The organism is Halomonas heilongjiangensis (assembly GCF_002879645.1).
Taxonomy (GTDB): domain Bacteria; phylum Pseudomonadota; class Gammaproteobacteria; order Pseudomonadales; family Halomonadaceae; genus Halomonas; species Halomonas heilongjiangensis.
On record NZ_PNRE01000019.1, the window covers coordinates 72,636 to 89,555 of the forward strand.

Here is a 16,920-nt window from a genome sequence, read left to right on the forward strand (position 1 = left end):
AAAGTCCTACAAAACGGGGAGCCACATGAACAGATCCACCATCGCTTCATCGCTGCCGAAGCAATCCGCACTGGCCGCCACCCTGGCGCTGGGCCTCGGCCTCGCCGGCCAGGGCATCGCCCAGACGCCCACCGTCAAGGTCGTCACCGACCCGAGTTTCGTCCCCTTCGAGATGATGGATCCGGACACCGGCGAGATGATCGGGTTCGACATGGACGTCATCAACGCCGTCGCCGAACGGGCCGGCTTCGAGGTGGACCTCACCACCATGGAGTTTGCCGGGATCATTCCCGCGGTGCAGACCGGCAGTCAGGAGATCGCCATCGCCGGCGTGACCATCACCGAGGAACGCGCCGAGATCGTCGACTTCTCCGACCCCTACTACGACTCCGGCCTGCAGATCATCGTGCGTGCCGACAACGACAGCGTCGAGACCATCGAGGACCTCGAGGGCATGTCCATCGCCACTCGTATCGGCTCCACCAGCTACGACTTCCTCGAGGAGACCCTGGGCGACCGCGCCGACATCACTCCCTACCCGGGCAACAGCGACATGTACATGGCGCTGCTCGGCCGCAACGTCGATGCCGCCTTCTACGACGCCCCCAATGTCGCCTACTTCTCCCAGACCCGCGGCGAAGGCCGCACCAAGGTGGTCGGGCCGCTCTACGAGGGCCAGCAATACGGCATCGTCTTCCACAAGGGCAGCCAGTGGGTCGAGCCGGTGAACCAGGCGCTGGCCGAGATGCGCGAAGACGGCACCTACGACGAGATCTACGAGAAGTGGTTCGGCGAGTCGCCGAGCGACGACTGAGCGACCAGTCGGCCTGAGCGGGGCCGGGCGGCAGGCGCTCCCGGCCCCGCGTCGTTTCCGGCCCCCGACACTCCGGAGAACCTCACGTGGAAGTGACCTTTCAATTCGACTGGGCGGCGGCCCTGCGCTCGATTCCGCACCTGTTGCCGGGCATTCCCTGGACCCTGCTGATCTCCTTCGGCGGCCTGGCCATCGGCTTTTTCATCGGTATCTTCTTCGGCCTGCTGCGCATCAGCCCACTGCGCTGGCTGCGCTTTCCCGCCATCCTCTACATCGAGGTGTTCCGCGGCACCCCGATCCTGGTCCAGGTGCTGTTCATCTTCTACGGCCTGCCACAGCTCCTCGGCGGCCCGATCAACGCCCTCACCGCCGGCATCGCCGCCATCGCGGTCAACTCCGGCGCCTACATCTCCGAGGTGGTGCGTGGCGGCGTTCAGTCCATCGAGCGCGGCCAGCGCGAGGCGTCGCTGTCGCTGGGGCTCTCCCGCGCCCAGGCCTTCCGCTACGTGATCTGGCCCCAGGCCTTCCGACGCATGATCCCGCCCCTCGGCAACCAGGGCATCATCAGCATCAAGGACACCTCGCTGTTCTCGGTGATCGGCGTCGGCGAACTGGTGCGCCAGGGGCAGATCTACATCGCCACCACCTTCACCGCCCTCGAGGTCTACTTCATGGTGGCCCTGATGTACCTGGCCATCACCTGGAGCCTCTCCATCGCGCTGCGCCTGCTCGAGCGCCGCGGCCTGGTCGGCCAGTGAAGGTCCACGAGACTGCTAGGGGAACCACCGCATGACACAGAGCAAGACGACCACGACGCCCATCGTGCGCATGGCGAGGGTCAACAAGCACTTCGGTAACCTGCACGTGCTCAAGGATATCGACCTCGAGGTCCAGCCCGGCGAGGTGGTAGTGGTGATCGGCGCCAGCGGCTCCGGCAAGTCGACCCTGATCCGCTGCATCAACGGCCTCGAGGAGTTCCAGCAGGGCCATATCGAGGTCGACGCCAAGGAGTTGCTGCCCGACGGCAAGAGTGCCAGGGCGCTGCAGAAGATCCGCACCGAGGTCGGCATGGTGTTCCAGCAGTTCAACCTCTTTCCCCATCTCAGCGTGCTCGACAACGTCATCCTGGCCCCCATGAAGGTGCGCGGCTGGAGCCGGGCGGATGCCGTCGAGACCGCCGAACGGCTGCTCGAGCGCGTCGGCATCGCCGACCAGAGTGCCAAGCATCCCGGCCAGCTCTCCGGCGGCCAGCAGCAGCGGGTGGCCCTGGCCCGGGCGCTGGCCATGGAACCGCGGCTGATGCTGTTCGACGAACCCACCTCGGCGCTCGACCCGGAGATGATCGGCGAGGTGCTCGACGCCATGCGTGAACTGGCGAAGGAGGGCATGACCATGGTGATCGTCACCCACGAGATGGGCTTCGCCCGCGAGGTGGCCGACCGGGTGATCTTCATCCACCAGGGGGAGATCGTCGAGCAGGCCCCCCCCGAACGACTCTTCGACTCACCGCAGAACGAACGCACCCGGAACTTCCTGTCACGGGTGCTCAAGCACTGAATCCTGCCTTTCCGGCCACCTTCGCGGCCCTGTCGTCAACGACAGGGCCTTTTTTCTGCCTGTGGACAGAATTCCTGCACAGGTCCTCTCCAAGGCGCTGAACCCCCCGCCACCGTCGGCTTCGTTGCACCCGCGAAGGGATGTTCACAGCTACGGGCACAAGCCCGGTAGCCGGCGGTGGACAAGCGGTGCGCCCGCGTCGCTGTGGGCAAGTCGCCATTCCGTCCACAGCCTCTCGACCAGCTGTACGCAGCCACCCGCCCCCTTGTCCAGCTCTTGGTCAACAATGCAACCAGTGGATAATAAAAGAGAAAACATGGTTATCCCCGGATTTTGTCCACACCTATAGTCACTACCACAACAGAACTTCTCTCTTTTATTCTGTTTTATCTGATTAGCTGGCAAGCCCGCAGGCGGCCTTCGGCGAGACCCGGTGTGGAAAACCCTGACGATTACCCACAGGAGGTTTATACTGCCGGGCTGATTCGGACTCACTTTCCGACGGTCCCTATCGACGACCCGAAACAACGACATCGGCGCCACGGCGCCAAACGAGGTGCACCTTGGAGTATCCCGACCGCTTTGACGTCATCGTCATCGGCGGTGGCCATGCGGGAACCGAAGCCGCTCTGGCCTCCGCTCGCATGGGCTGTCAGACCCTGCTGTTGACCCACAACATCGAGACGCTCGGCCAGATGTCCTGCAACCCCGCCATCGGCGGGATCGGCAAAAGCCACCTGGTCAAGGAGATCGATGCCCTGGGCGGTGCCATGGCGTCGGCCACCGACCTCGGCGGGATCCAGTTCCGGGTACTCAACGCCCGCAAGGGGCCCGCCGTACGCGCCACTCGCGCCCAGGCCGACCGGGTTCGCTACAAGGCGGCCATCCGCGGGATGCTGGAGAACCAGCCCAACCTGACGCTGTTCCAGCAGGCCGCCGGCGATCTCATCGTCGATGGCGACACCGTGCGTGGCGTGGTCACCGAGACCGGCATCCGCTTCCGCGGCGAGACCGTCGTGCTCGCCACCGGCACCTTCCTCGGCGGGGTGATCCATATCGGGCTCGACCGGAGTCGCGGCGGCCGCGCCGGGGATCCACCGTCCAATGCCCTGGCCGAGCGGCTGCGGGCACTGCCGTTCCGGGTCGATCGCCTGAAGACCGGGACGCCGCCGCGCCTCGATGCCAGGAGTCTCGATTTCTCGGTGCTCGAGGAGCAGCCCGGTGATACCCCGACGCCGGTGATGTCGTTCATGGGCCGGCGCGATCAGCATCCGCGCCAGGTGAGCTGCCACATCGCCCACACCAACGAGCGTAGCCACGAGATCATCCTGGCCAACCTCGACCGCTCGCCGATGCATTCCGGGGTGATCGAGGGGGTCGGGCCGCGCTATTGCCCCTCCATCGAGGACAAGGTGCACCGCTTCGCCGACAAGGCGAGCCACCAGGTGTTCATCGAGCCCGAGGGCCTCGACACCCACGAGCTCTACCCCAACGGCATCTCCACCTCGTTGCCCTTCGACGTGCAACTGCAGGTGGTGCGCTCCATCGCGGGCCTCGAGAACGCCCATATCACCCGGCCCGGCTACGCCATCGAGTACGACTTCTTCGACCCGCGGGACCTCAGGCACTCCCTGGAGACGAAGTTTATCCACAACCTGTTCTTCGCCGGGCAGATCAACGGCACCACCGGCTACGAGGAGGCCGGCGCCCAGGGGCTGCTGGCCGGGCTCAATGCCGCCCGGCGGGCCAAGGGGCTCGAGGCCTGGTGGCCACGCCGCGACGAGGCCTACCTGGGCGTGCTGGTCGACGACCTGATCACCCTGGGGACGAAGGAGCCCTACCGCATGTTCACCTCGCGGGCCGAGTACCGGCTGCTGTTGCGGGAGGACAACGCCGACCTGCGCCTCACCGAGACCGGCCGCGAACTCGGGCTGGTCGACGATGCCCGCTGGGCGGCCTTCGCCACCAAGCGCGAGGCCATCGAGCGGGAGAGCGCCCGGCTCAGGGCCAGCTGGGTGCAACCCGGCAGTGCGGCCGCCGAGGCCGTCGAGGCCAGGACCGGCAAGGCGCTGGCACGCGAGTACAGCCTGCTCGACCTGCTCAAGCGTCCCGAGCTCGGCTATGGCGACGTGGCCGGGCTTGCCGGCCAGCCGGTGAGCGACGCCGCGGTCGCCGAACAGGTCCAGATCCAGGCCAAGTACCAGGGCTATATCGACCGTCAGCAGGACGAGATCGACCGGCTCAAGCGTCACGAGGCCACACCGCTGCCCACCGACCTCGACTATGACCGGGTCGAGGGGCTCTCCCACGAGATCCGTCAGAAGCTGGCCGCGGCCCGCCCCGAGACCCTGGCCCAGGCCTCGCGCATCTCCGGCGTGACCCCGGCGGCGGTCTCGATCCTGCTGATCCACCTCAAGAAGCGCCGGCTTCTCGAGAGCGGTCGGGTGGCCAACGCATGATACCGCCCCCCTTCGAGTCGACCGTCGGCACCCGCCTCGAACGCGGCCTGACCGAGCTGGGCATCGACGTGGATGACGAGCAGTCCCGTCGGCTGCTGGGCCTGCTGGCGCTGTTGCACAAGTGGAACCGCGCCTATAACCTCACCGCGATACGCACGCCCGACGAGATGGTGGCCCGGCACCTGCTCGACAGCGCCGCGGTGCTGCCCTTCGTCCAGGGCCCGACCCTGCTCGACGTGGGCTCGGGGCCGGGGCTGCCGGGGCTGGTACTGGCGATTCTCAGGCCGGACCTCGCGGTCACGCTGCTCGACAGCAACGGCAAGAAGGTACGCTTTCAACGCCAGGCCGTGCTGGAATTGGGGCTGACCAACGTCACCCCGGTGCAGGCCCGGGTCGAGGCGTTCGAGGGACGCTTCGACCAGGTGATCTCGCGGGCCTTCGCCAGCCTCGGTGATTTCATCGGTCTCACCGGCCATCTGCTCGCCCCGGGAGGCAAGTGGCTGGCCATGAAGGGGCCGGCCGTGGAGGACGAACTGGCGGGGCTGCCGGAAGACGTCGTCCCGGTCGCGAGGCACGCGCTCACGGTGCCCTTCGATGTCGGCAGTCGTCTGCTGGTGCTCCTCGAGCGTCGGGGGGCCACCCAGGCCCACCCGTGAGTTGTTCGTTCGAGGGGAGCGCCGCGTGTACATCCGTGTTTCCCAGCAAGGGAGTTGCCCGTGACCAAGATAATCGCCTTGACCAACCAGAAGGGCGGCGTGGGCAAGACCACCACCGCCGTCAATCTGGCCGCCAGCCTGGCGGCGCTGGACCGCCGCGTGCTGCTGGTCGATCTGGATCCCCAGGGCCATGCCACCATGGGCAGCGGCGTGGACAAGCATGAGCTCGACGGCAGTGTGCTCGACGTGCTGCTGGGGGATCGGCGCTCCGCCGAGGTGATCCTCGACTGTCCGGCGGCCGGCTTCGCGCTGCTGCCGGGCAACGGCGACCTGACCGCCGCCGAGGTCGAACTGCTCGACCGCGACGAGGGGCGTGAGCGTTGTCTGATCGAGGCGCTCTCCGACGTGGCCGGCGAGTACGACGTGGTGCTGATCGACTGTCCGCCGTCGCTCAACATGCTCACCGTCAATGCCCTGACCGCCGCCCACGGCGTGCTGATTCCCCTGCAGTGCGAGTTCTACGCCCTCGAGGGGCTCTCGGCGCTGCTCGATACCGTCGAACAGATCAAGGACAGCGTGAACCGGGACCTGGAGGTCTACGGCATCCTGCGCACCATGTTCGACTCGCGCAACAGCCTGACCCGGGATGTCAGCAAGCAGTTGCGCGACTACTTCGGTGACGCCCTGCTCAAGACCACCATCCCGCGCAACGTGCGGGTCGCCGAGGCGCCGAGCCATGGCCTGCCGGTGACCAAGTACGCGCGCTTCTCGCGCGGCAGCCAGGCCCACCGGGTGCTGGCCAAGGAGCTGATCCGCCGGCTGTCGCTGTAGGCCGAGCGCTGTAATCCGCTGTGATGAGGGAATGTCGATGACGCGCAATAAACGCGCCCTGGGACGCGGCCTGGATGCCCTGATCGGTGCCAATGCCCGCCGCCGCGAGAACCTGGATCTGCCGGGCGTCGACCCGACCCGGCCGGAGGAGGGCGAGGCGCCGGCAGCCGAGGAGCGGCTCGAACGCCTGCCGCTGGGCCAGCTCACCCGTGGCAAGTACCAGCCGCGGCGCGATATCCAGCCCGAGGCGCTGGAGGAACTGGCCGACTCGATCCGTGCCCAGGGCGTGATGCAGCCCATCGTGGTGCGTCCCGTCGGCGCGGAGCGCTACGAGATCATCGCCGGCGAGCGTCGCTGGCGCGCCGCCCAACTGGCGGAGCTGGACGTCATTCCCGCGGTCATCCGCGAGGTCAGCGACCAGGTGGCGCTGGCGCTGGCGCTGATCGAGAACATCCAGCGCGAGAACCTCAATCCGGTGGAAGAGGCGCTGGCCCTCAAGCGGCTGCTCGAGGAGTTCGAGCTCACCCAGCAGCAGGCGGCCGATGCGGTGGGCCGGTCCCGTGCCCAGGTCGCCAACCTGCTGCGCCTGCTGGCGCTGGACCCCGAGGTGCAGACCCTGCTCGAGCGCGGTGATCTGGACATGGGCCACGCCCGGGCCCTGCTGGCGCTTTCCGGGGCCAAGCAGCGCAAGGCCGCCCACGAGGTGGTCAACAAGGACCTCACCGTCCGCGACACCGAAGCGCTGGTCAAGCGTCTCGCCGCCGGCGAGCCGCGCAAGGCCGAGCGGCCGACACCGAGCCCCGATGTAGCACGCCTCGAGACCCGGCTGGGTGAGCTGCTCGGCGCCCCGGTGAAGATTCAGCACGGCCGCGGGGGCAAGGGGCGGGTCACGATCCGCTACGCCAGCCTCGACGAGCTCGACGGTATCCTGGAGCACATCCGCTGAGTTCTCCGCGACGGGCTGTCGACAGGATCTGCACCTTTGGTCGAAAAGTGAGCGGCTATCGCGTGAAATCGGCGCCGTGTCGGTTGAAGGCCCGGGGGGGCTTCCCTATAATCCGCGGTGGTTTGCCTGCGCCCTCCGGGGCGTGAAATGTCATGACACGCAGTTCGGCAGCGGATCCGGCAACATGCGCAGAGCTTCTGCCGCCCGGCGGCGACCGTCATTTCGCCGCCTGCTGGTGGTTCAGGGGCTCGTCGTGCTGGCCATGGTGCTGGTGGCCGGCCTGGCATCGGGGAGCGAAGCCCTCTCCTCGGCGCTCGCCGGCGGGCTGGTCTGCCTGGTCCCCCAGCTCTATTTCGTCTGGCGGCTGGGTAGCGTCCGAGGAGGAAGGCAGGCGAGGCGCTACGTGTCGAATTTCTACCGCGCCGAGGCGGGAAAGTTCGGTTTGACGGTGGCACTGTTCGTGGTGGTCTTCATCACAGTGCCCCCCTCAAACCCGATTTTTTTCTTCAGCGCATATGTGGCGGCACTCTTCGTGCACTGGCTGGCTCCCTGGCTGCTGCGTGAAAGGCCGACCCCCTGAACCGAGGTAATCACCGCATGGCAGCAGGTAATGAAGTCACGGCGACGTACTATATCCAGCACCACTTACAGAATTTGACCTTCGGCAAGCATCCCGAGAACGGCTGGTCCCTGGCCAGCACCTCCAGCGAGGCTGCCGAGATGGGCTTCTGGGCCATTCACCTGGATACCATGGGCTGGTCCATCGCCATGGGGCTGGTGTTCGTCGGGCTGTTCCGCAAGGCCGGCAAGCTGGCCACCACCGGCGTCCCCGGCAGGCTGCAGAACGGCGTCGAGATGGTCATCGAGTTCATCGAGAACCTCACCCGCTCCGCCTTCCACGGCAAGAACCCGGTCATCGCCCCGCTGGCGCTGACGCTGTTCATCTGGATCCTGCTGATGAACAGCCTCAAGATCCTGCCGGTCGACTACTTTCCCGAGCTGTTCTCCCGCCTCGGGGTCGAGTACATGAAGATCGTGCCCACCACCGATCCCAATGCCACCCTGGGCATGGCGCTGGGTGTCTTCATCCTGATCATCTACTACAGCATCAAGGTCAAGGGCGCCGGTGGTTTTGCCAAGGAACTGTCGCTGACGCCGTTCAACCATTGGGCCCTGATCCCCTTCAATCTGGTACTGGAAATCATCGGCCTGCTGGTCAAGCCGCTGGGTCTCGGCCTGCGACTGTTCGGCAACATGTTCGCCGGTGAGGTCATCTTCATCCTGATCGCCCTGCTGCCGTTCTGGGCCATCTGGGTACTGGACGTGCCCTGGGCGATCTTCCACATCCTGGTGGTCACTCTGCAGGCCTTCATCTTCACGACGCTCTCCATCGTGTACCTGAGCGCCGCGCACGAGCACCACTGAACCCGAGCAACGCTTGCAACTTCATCAACCAATAACCCATTGAAAATCAACATACTAGGAGCACTATCATGGAAATGGTCTACATTGCTGCTGCCATCATCATCGGTCTGGGCGCGCTGGCTACCGGTATCGGCTTCGCCCTGCTGGGCGGCAAGCTGCTCGAGTCCACCGCTCGCCAGCCGGAGCTGGGTGACCAGCTGCAGACCAAGACCTTCATCATGGCCGGCCTGCTCGACGCCGTGCCGATGATCGGTGTCGGTATCGCGATGTACCTGATCTTCGTCGTCGCCGGCTAACGACAGCACCGAGCGCGCCGCGCTCGGTTTGCTCGTTTCCGGTCGCCACGAATCCGTCAGAGGTACATCCCTGTGAATATCAACATGACGCTTATCGGGCAGACGATCGCCTTCGCGATCTTTGTCTGGTTCAGCATAAAGTACGTGTGGCCGCCGATCAGCAATGCGCTCCATGAGCGCCAGCGGAAGATCGCCGATGGCCTCGACGCGGCCAGCCGTGCGACGCGTGACCTCGAGCGTGCCCAGGAGCAGGCTTCCGAGACCCTGCGCGAAAGCAAGGAACAGGCCTCCCAGATTCTCGAGCAGGCGCACAAGCGGTCTTCCCAGATGATCGAGGAAGCCCGCGAGCAGGCCCGAGCCGAAGGCGAGCGCCTGGTGGCCAGTGCCCGCGCCGAGATCGGGCAGGAAGTCAATCGCGCCAAGGACGAGCTCCGTGCCCAGGTATCGACGCTCGCCGTCACCGGTGCCGAGCGTGTCCTGGAAGCCTCCATCGATGAGAAGGCGCATCGCAAGCTGCTCGACAAGCTTGCCGCCGAACTGTGAGGAGGTGATCCATGGCGGAAACGTCAACCGTCGCTCGACCCTACGCCAAGGCGGCATTCGAGTACGCGCGCGATCATGGGGCGTTGGATGACTGGGCCGGGTGGCTCGGAAAGCTGAGCCAGGTGGTGGCGAGCCATGACGTCCAGAAGCTCCTGTCGAGTCCCAGGCTGACCACCGAACGCAAGGTGACCCTGGTCATCGAGGTGGCCGATGCCAACGTCGACGACGCGGCACGTCGCTTCCTCGCGACCCTGGGCGAGAAGGGGCGCCTGTCGACCCTTCCCGCCATCGCCGAGCAGTTCGAGCGCATGCGCGCGGAGCATGAGCAGCGCGTCGACGTCACCGTGGTCTCGGCCTTCGCACTGGACGACAAACAGCAGCAGAAGCTCGCCGGCGCGCTCAAGAAGCGCCTGAATCGCGAAATCTCCATTACCACTCAGGTGGATCCGAAGCTTCTCGGAGGCGTCATCCTGCGCGCCGGCGACACCGTCATCGACGGGTCGGTGCGCGGTCGACTGAGCCGCCTCTCCGAAGCCCTTACCGCCTGAGTCTGAGGGACATGGCATGCAGCAACTGAATCCTTCCGAGATCAGCGACATCATCAAGCAGCGGATCGAGAAGCTTGATGTCGCATCCGAAGCCCGCAACCAGGGCACCATCGTCAGCGTCTCCGACGGCATCGTGAAGATTCACGGCCTCGAGGACGCGATGTTCGGCGAGATGATCGAATTTCCCGGCAGCATCTACGGCATGGTGCTCAACCTCGAGCGCGATTCCGTGGGCGCCGTGGTGCTGGGCGACTACCTGCAGCTCGAAGAGGGCATGACCGCCCAGTGTACCGGGCGCATCCTCGAGGTGCCGGTGGGCCCCGAGCTGGTGGGTCGCGTCGTCGACCCGCTGGGCAACCCCATCGACGGCAAGGGCGATATCGGCGCCAAGTTGACCGACGCGGTGGAGAAGGTCGCCCCGGGCGTCATCACCCGTCAGTCGGTGGACCAGCCGATCCAGACCGGTCTCAAGTCGATCGACGCCATGGTGCCGATCGGTCGTGGCCAGCGTGAGCTGATCATCGGCGACCGCCAGATCGGCAAGTCGGCGATCGCCGTCGACGCCATCATCAACCAGAAGGGCAAGGGCGTCACCTGCGTCTACGTGGCCATCGGCCAGAAGCAGTCGACCATTGCCAACGTGGTGCGCAAGCTCGAAGAGCACGGCGCCATGGAGCACACCATCGTGGTCGCCGCCGGCGCCGCCGATCCGGCCCCGATGCAGTTCCTCGCGCCCTATGCCGGCTGCACCATGGGCGAGTACTTCCGCGACCGCGGCCAGGACGCCATGATCGTCTATGACGACCTGACCAAGCAGGCCTGGGCCTACCGTCAGGTCTCGCTGCTGCTGCGCCGTCCGCCGGGCCGCGAAGCCTACCCGGGTGATGTCTTCTACCTCCACTCGCGCCTGCTCGAGCGTGCCGCTCGCGTCAACGCTGAGTATGTCGAGAAGTTCACCAACGGTGAAGTGAAGGGCAAGACCGGCTCGCTGACCGCGCTGCCGATCATCGAGACCCAGGGCGGTGACGTCTCGGCGTTCGTGCCGACCAACGTGATCTCGATCACCGACGGCCAGATCTTCCTCGAGACCGACCTGTTCAACTCGGGCATCCGTCCGGCGATCAACGCCGGCCTGTCGGTGTCCCGGGTGGGTGGTGCGGCCCAGACCAAGATCATCAAGAAGCTCGGCGGCGGCGTGCGCCTGGCGCTCGCCCAGTACCGCGAGCTGGCGGCCTTCTCCCAGTTCGCGTCCGACCTGGACGAGGCCACCCGCAAGCAGCTCGAGCACGGTCAGCGGGTCACCGAGCTGATGAAGCAGAAGCAGTATTCGCCGCTGTCGGTGGCCGAGATGGGGGTCTCCCTGTACGCCGCCAACGAGGGCCATCTGGACGACATCGACGTGAGCAAGGTGCTGGACTTCGAGCGTGCCCTGCACGACTACATGAGGTCCGAGCATGCCGAGCTGCTCGACAAGATCAACCAGACCGGCGACTACAGTGACGAGATCCAGCAAGGGCTGAAGGCGGGTCTCGAGAAGTTCAAGGCCACTCAGAGCTGGTAACCCCGCAGGCCCGCCCGTGAGGGCGGGCCCTGGAGCTTTCTGAGAGCCACGAACGAAGGGTAGATCGCTATGGCAGCTGCAAAAGAGATACGCACCCAGATCGGGAGCATCAAGAATACGCAGAAGATCACCAGCGCCATGGAAATGGTGGCTGCATCGAAGATGCGTAAGGCGCAGGATCTGATGAAGGCCAGCCAGCCTTACGCCCGCCAGATCCGCAACGTCGTGGGTCATATCGCCGACGCCCAGCCCGAGTACCGCCACGACTACATGATCGAGCGGGACGCCAGGCGGGTGGGCTATATCGTCGTCTCCACCGACCGCGGGCTGTGCGGCGGCCTGAACGTCAACCTGTTCAAGGCCGTGCTGAAGGATGCCAAGGCGTGGCGCGACAAGGGCGCGGAGCTCGACTTCTGCGCCCTGGGCAGCAAGGCCGGCGGCTTCTTCCGCAGCTACGGGGGCAACCTCGTGGCGGCGAAGAGCCACCTGGGCGAGTCGCCCGAGGTCGAGGACCTGATCGGCAGCGTGAAGGTGATGCTGGATGCCTATGACGAGGGACGCCTGGACCGGCTCTATGTGGTGTACAACGAGTTCGTCAACACCATGACGCAGAAGCCGGTGGTCAGGCAGCTGTTGCCCCTGTCGCCCGACATGGGCAACAACGGGCACCACAAGCATTCCGAAGAGAACAAGCGTCCCGGAGGCTGGGACTACCTGTATGAGCCGGATGCCAAGGCGCTGCTCGATAGCCTGCTGATTCGCTTCATCGAGTCGCAGGTCTATCAGTCGGTGGTCGAGAACGGCGCCTGCGAGCAGGCGGCGCGGATGATCGCCATGAAGAGCGCCACCGACAACGCCGGCGGTCTGATCGACGACCTGGAGATGGTCTACAACAAGGCCCGCCAGGCCGCCATCACCCAGGAGATCTCCGAGATCGTCGGTGGCGCCGCCGCCGTATAGCGCCAGGGGAGGGGGTGCCCTCCCGGCATGCAGGTTTCATTTTCAGGTATTTGAGAGGAACCAAGATGAGCGGACGTATCGTACAAATCATCGGCGCGGTGATTGACGTAGAGTTTCCGCGGGACACCGTTCCCAAGGTCTACGACGCGCTGAAGGTCTCGGAGGTCGAGACCGTACTCGAGGTCCAGCAGCAGCTGGGCGACGGCGTGGTGCGCACCATCGCCATGGGCTCCACCGAGGGGCTCAAGCGCGGCCTGGACGTCACCAGCACCGGCGCGGCCATCTCCGTGCCGGTGGGCAAGGAGACCCTGGGCCGGATCATGAACGTACTCGGCGAGCCGATCGACGAGGCCGGCGAGATCGGCGAGCAGGAGCGCATGCCGATCCACCGCAAGGCGCCGAGCTATGCCGACCAGGCGGCGTCCAACGAGCTGCTGGAGACCGGCATCAAGGTCATCGACCTGGTCTGCCCGTTCGCCAAGGGCGGCAAGGTCGGCCTGTTCGGCGGCGCCGGCGTGGGCAAGACCGTCAACATGATGGAGCTGATCCGCAACATCGCCACCGAGCACAGCGGTTACTCGGTGTTCGCGGGGGTGGGGGAGCGGACCCGCGAGGGTAACGACTTCTACCACGAGATGACCGAATCCAACGTCATCGACAAGGTGTCGCTGGTCTACGGCCAGATGAACGAGCCGCCGGGCAACCGTCTGCGCGTGGCCCTGACCGGCCTGACCATCGCCGAGAAGTTCCGCGATGAAGGCCGCGACGTGCTGCTGTTCGTCGACAACATCTACCGCTACACTCTGGCCGGTACCGAGGTCTCGGCACTGCTGGGCCGGATGCCGTCGGCGGTGGGCTATCAGCCGACCCTGGCCGCGGAGATGGGCGTCCTGCAGGAGCGCATCACCTCCACCAAGACCGGCTCGATCACCTCCGTGCAGGCGGTCTACGTGCCCGCGGACGACCTGACCGACCCGTCGCCGGCGACCACCTTCTCGCACCTGGACGCCACCGTGGTACTGGCACGTTCCATCGCCGAGCTGGGGATCTATCCGGCCATCGACCCGCTGGACTCCACCTCGCGTCAGCTCGACCCGCTGGTGGTCGGCGAGGAGCACTACGACACGGCGCGCGGCGTGCAGAACGTGCTGCAGCGCTACAAGGAGCTCAAGGACATCATCGCGATCCTGGGCATGGACGAGCTCTCCGACGAGGACAAGCAGGCCGTGGCCCGGGCGCGGAAGATCCAGCGCTTCCTGTCGCAGCCGTTCTTCGTCGCCGAGGTGTTCACCGGCTCCCCGGGCAAGTACGTGTCGCTGAAGGACACCATCCGGGGGTTCCAGGGCATCCTCAACGGCGAGTACGACGATCTGCCGGAGCAGGCCTTCTACATGGTGGGCAGCATTGACGAGGCCGTCGAGAAAGCCAACCAGATGAAGTAAGGTCGTCCATCAAGAGGACAAGACTATGGCGAACAGCTTCAAGTGCGAAATCGTCAGCGCCGAGGAAGGGGTGTTCTCCGGCCAGGTCGAGCAACTCGTCGCGTCCGGCATCATGGGTGACCTGGGCATCCTGCCCGGTCACGCGCCGCTGCTGACCGAGCTTCAGCCTGGCCCGATCCGCGTGATCCATGACGGCGGTCAGGAGGAGAACTACTACGTCTCCGGCGGCTTCCTCGAAGTGCAGCCCGACGTGGTGACCATCCTCGCCGACTCCGCCGCACGCGCCAAGGACCTGGACGAGGCGGCCGCCGATGAAGCGCGCAAGCATGCGCTGAAGGCGTTCAACGACAAGTCCGCGGAGCTGGATTACACTCGCGCCGCGGCCGAACTCGCCGAGGCCGTGGCGCAACTGCGTACCATCCAGCAACTGCGCAAGAAGGCCGGCAAGGGCTGATCGACGCTCCTGCCGTGGAAGACGCCCCCCGGATCCTGGTTCGGGGGGCGTTTTCGTGTCTGATATCATGCTCGCTGCACAACACGTCTCCACGCAGGCCACCATCGCCTGCACCCTGGCGGCGTCAGGAGGATGCCCATGTCATTGAACGAGACCCTGCTGGAACAGAAGGAGGCGCTGCTGACCGCCCTGGCCGAGGACCAGAGCGAGCGTCTCGCCGAACTGCTGCCGGAGTTGCGTTCCGCGGATCTCGCCGAGATCGTCGAGGACATCCTCGCCGAAGAGGATGACCTGCCCATCGCCCTCGCCCTGCTCGACAGCCTGCCCATCGAACGGCGGGCCAATGTGCTCGGCTACCTGCCGGGCGAGGAGCAGACCGACGTGGCCGAGGCCATGTCCGACGAAACGCTGCTCCCGGTGCTCGAGGAGATGGGCTCGGACGAGCGCGCCGACCTCTTCAACCTGCTCGACGAGGATCGTCGCGAGGGCCTGTTGCGCCGCATGGCGCGCCAGGAGCGCGAGGACCTCAAGCGGCTGGCGAGCTACGAGGAGGGCACCGCCGGGGCGATCATGACCTCGGACTACGTGGCCATCCCCAGCGGCATGACCGTGTCCCAGGCGATGATGCGGGTGCGCCAGACGGCGCCGGACGCCGAGACCGTCTATCAGCTCTACATCATCGACCCGGATGGCCGCCTGGCCGGCACCATGTCGCTGCGTCAGCTGATGGTGGCGCGTCCCGGGGCCAGGGTCGACGACCTGATGATCAAGGACGTGATCAGCATCTCCGTCGACGAGGAGCAGGAGGAGGTCGCCCGCGTGGTGGCCCGCTACGACCTGCTGGCGCTGCCGGTGATCGACGCCGAGGCGCGTCTGATCGGCATCGTCACCCACGATGATGCCATGGACGTGGCCGAGTCCGAGGCCACCGAGGATATCCACAAGGGGATGTCCATCGGCCAGCTCGAGGACGGCGTCAGCCGGGTGCCTCTGTGGAGCCTCTACCGCAAGCGAGTGATCTGGCTGGTGCTGCTGGTGTTCGGCAATCTCTTCTCCGGCGCCGGCATCGCCTACTTCGAGGACACCATCGCCGCCCAGGTGGCGCTGGTGTTCTTCCTGCCGCTGCTGATCGGCAGTGGCGGCAACGCCGGGGCCCAGGCCGCCACCCTGATGGTACGCGGCATGGCCACCGGCGACGTCGGAGTCAAGGACTGGGGCAAGCTGCTCGGCCGCGAGCTGCTGGTGGCCGGGTCCCTGGGGCTGACCATGGCGCTGGCGGTGGCGCCGATCGGGGTGCTGCGTGGCGGCGAGGCGGTAGCCATGGTGGTGGCCATGAGCATGGTCACCATCGTGCTGTTCGGCAGCCTGCTGGGCATGTGCCTGCCCTTCCTGCTCGATCGCCTGGGCTGGGACCCGGCCACCGCTTCGGCGCCGCTGGTGACCACCCTGATCGATGCCTCGGGGGTGCTGATCTACTTCAGCATCGCCACGGCGATCCTGGCCGGGCTATGATCGGCGATGCGACCGTTGCCGATAGCAGACAGCCTCGGTTCGGCCGCCATGGTGATGAGGCGGACAATGCCATGACGGATGTGTATGCTCGGCTTCGTTTGTCCACACAGGAATCGCCATGGACTGGCTTCAGGTCGCCGTACTCTCGATCGTCCAGGGACTGACCGAGTTCCTGCCGATCTCCAGCTCCGCTCACCTCATCCTGGTACCGGTGCTGACCCCCTGGGACGACCAGGGACTGGCCTTCGACGTGGCGCTGCACCTCGGCAGCCTGGCGGCGGTGGTGCTCTATTTCCGCCATGAGCTGCGCCGGATGGCCGTCAGTTGGGCCGGTTCGCTGCGCGGTGGGGCGGCCGACGAGGATGCCCGCCTGGCCTGGTGGGTGCTGCTCGCGACGATCCCGGTCTGCGTGGTCGGTTTCGTCCTGCATGACCCGATCGAGGTCGGCATGCGCTCGCCGCTGATCATCGCCGCCGGCCTGATCGTGTTCGGCGTGTTGCTGGGGGTGGCCGACTGGCGCCGGCGGACCGGACGCAGCGAGTACCAGTTGACCCTGAAGGACGCCCTGCTGATCGGCGGCGCCCAGGTGCTGGCGCTGATTCCCGGCACGTCACGCTCGGGCATCACCATCACCGCGGCGCTGCTGCTGGGGATGAGCCGGGAAGGAGCGGCGCGCTTCTCCTTCCTGCTGTCGATCCCGGTGATCGTGCTGGCCAGTGGCCTCGAGATCGTCGGGCTGGTCGGCGCGCCCCAGGCGGTGGACTGGTCGACCCTGGTGGTGGGTACCCTGCTGTCGGGTATCAGCGCCTTTCTCTGTATCCACTACTTCCTGGTGTTCATTCGCCGGATCGGCATGCAGCCCTTCGTCATCTATCGCATCGTGCTGGGGCTCTGGCTGCTGTGGCTGTTCTGGTAA

At 66.0% G+C, this 16,920-nt stretch carries 18 protein-coding genes; all 18 read left to right on the forward strand.

All coding sequences use genetic code 11. The features are described 5' to 3' along the window. Positions 1-25: 25 nt before the first annotated feature. The 18 genes from C1H66_RS03550 to C1H66_RS03635 all read left to right on the forward strand — a co-directional run bounded on the left by C1H66_RS03550 (position 26) and on the right by C1H66_RS03635 (position 16,920). Positions 26-814, forward strand: coding sequence for a transporter substrate-binding domain-containing protein (locus C1H66_RS03550; protein ID WP_102626535.1), 789 nt, complete (start codon positions 26-28; stop codon positions 812-814). Between the two features lie 86 nt (positions 815-900). Then, positions 901-1,572, forward strand: a complete 672-nt coding sequence (locus C1H66_RS03555) for an amino acid ABC transporter permease (RefSeq protein WP_102626536.1) — start codon at positions 901-903, stop codon at positions 1,570-1,572. Positions 1,573-1,603: 31 nt separating this feature from the next. Next, a complete protein-coding gene (locus tag C1H66_RS03560; protein ID WP_102626537.1) occupies positions 1,604-2,371 on the forward strand; it encodes an amino acid ABC transporter ATP-binding protein in 768 nt (255 codons plus the stop codon). A gap of 563 nt (positions 2,372-2,934) precedes the next feature. Continuing rightward, positions 2,935-4,830 carry a tRNA uridine-5-carboxymethylaminomethyl(34) synthesis enzyme MnmG gene (gene mnmG, locus C1H66_RS03565; RefSeq protein WP_102626538.1) on the forward strand — a complete coding sequence of 632 codons (1,896 nt, stop codon included), beginning with the start codon at positions 2,935-2,937 and terminating at the stop codon, positions 4,828-4,830. Next, complete coding sequence (gene rsmG, locus C1H66_RS03570; protein ID WP_102626539.1) at positions 4,827-5,486, forward strand: 16S rRNA (guanine(527)-N(7))-methyltransferase RsmG; 660 nt, start codon at positions 4,827-4,829, stop codon at positions 5,484-5,486. Before mnmG ends, rsmG begins: the two co-directional genes overlap by 4 nt. Positions 5,487-5,546: 60 nt before the next feature. Continuing rightward, the gene (locus tag C1H66_RS03575; RefSeq protein WP_102626540.1) at positions 5,547-6,317 is read left to right on the forward strand and encodes a ParA family protein; all 771 of its coding nucleotides are present in this window, start codon (positions 5,547-5,549) and stop codon (positions 6,315-6,317) included. A 37-nt stretch (positions 6,318-6,354) separates the two neighbouring features. Further along, positions 6,355-7,263, forward strand: a complete 909-nt coding sequence (locus tag C1H66_RS03580; RefSeq protein ID WP_102626541.1) for a ParB/RepB/Spo0J family partition protein — start codon at positions 6,355-6,357, stop codon at positions 7,261-7,263. 184 nt (positions 7,264-7,447) lie between these two features. Then, on the forward strand, positions 7,448-7,843 hold the full coding sequence (locus C1H66_RS03585) for an ATP synthase subunit I (RefSeq protein WP_102626542.1): 396 nt from the start codon (positions 7,448-7,450) through the stop codon (positions 7,841-7,843). Positions 7,844-7,860: 17 nt separating this feature from the next. After that, on the forward strand, positions 7,861-8,688 hold the full coding sequence (gene atpB, locus C1H66_RS03590; RefSeq protein ID WP_102626543.1) for a F0F1 ATP synthase subunit A: 828 nt from the start codon (positions 7,861-7,863) through the stop codon (positions 8,686-8,688). A 68-nt stretch (positions 8,689-8,756) separates the two neighbouring features. Beyond that, complete coding sequence (gene atpE / locus C1H66_RS03595) at positions 8,757-8,984, forward strand: F0F1 ATP synthase subunit C (protein ID WP_089682691.1); 228 nt, start codon at positions 8,757-8,759, stop codon at positions 8,982-8,984. 72 nt (positions 8,985-9,056) lie between these two features. Then, on the forward strand, positions 9,057-9,527 hold the full coding sequence (locus tag C1H66_RS03600) for a F0F1 ATP synthase subunit B (protein WP_102626544.1): 471 nt from the start codon (positions 9,057-9,059) through the stop codon (positions 9,525-9,527). Between the two features lie 11 nt (positions 9,528-9,538). Beyond that, on the forward strand, positions 9,539-10,075 hold the full coding sequence (locus C1H66_RS03605; protein ID WP_102626545.1) for a F0F1 ATP synthase subunit delta: 537 nt from the start codon (positions 9,539-9,541) through the stop codon (positions 10,073-10,075). Between the two features lie 16 nt (positions 10,076-10,091). Beyond that, positions 10,092-11,636: a F0F1 ATP synthase subunit alpha gene (gene atpA, locus C1H66_RS03610; protein WP_102626546.1), complete on the forward strand. Its 1,545-nt coding sequence runs from the start codon at positions 10,092-10,094 to the stop codon at positions 11,634-11,636. Between the two features lie 69 nt (positions 11,637-11,705). Continuing rightward, on the forward strand, positions 11,706-12,596 hold the full coding sequence (gene atpG / locus C1H66_RS03615; RefSeq protein WP_102626547.1) for a F0F1 ATP synthase subunit gamma: 891 nt from the start codon (positions 11,706-11,708) through the stop codon (positions 12,594-12,596). 65 nt (positions 12,597-12,661) lie between these two features. Then, on the forward strand, positions 12,662-14,038 hold the full coding sequence (gene atpD, locus C1H66_RS03620; protein ID WP_102626548.1) for a F0F1 ATP synthase subunit beta: 1,377 nt from the start codon (positions 12,662-12,664) through the stop codon (positions 14,036-14,038). A gap of 25 nt (positions 14,039-14,063) precedes the next feature. Continuing rightward, positions 14,064-14,492, forward strand: coding sequence for a F0F1 ATP synthase subunit epsilon (locus C1H66_RS03625; protein WP_102626549.1), 429 nt, complete (start codon positions 14,064-14,066; stop codon positions 14,490-14,492). Positions 14,493-14,630: 138 nt separating this feature from the next. Continuing rightward, on the forward strand, positions 14,631-16,004 hold the full coding sequence (mgtE, locus tag C1H66_RS03630; protein WP_102626550.1) for a magnesium transporter: 1,374 nt from the start codon (positions 14,631-14,633) through the stop codon (positions 16,002-16,004). Positions 16,005-16,122: 118 nt separating this feature from the next. After that, a complete protein-coding gene (locus tag C1H66_RS03635) occupies positions 16,123-16,920 on the forward strand; it encodes an undecaprenyl-diphosphate phosphatase (protein WP_102626551.1) in 798 nt (265 codons plus the stop codon).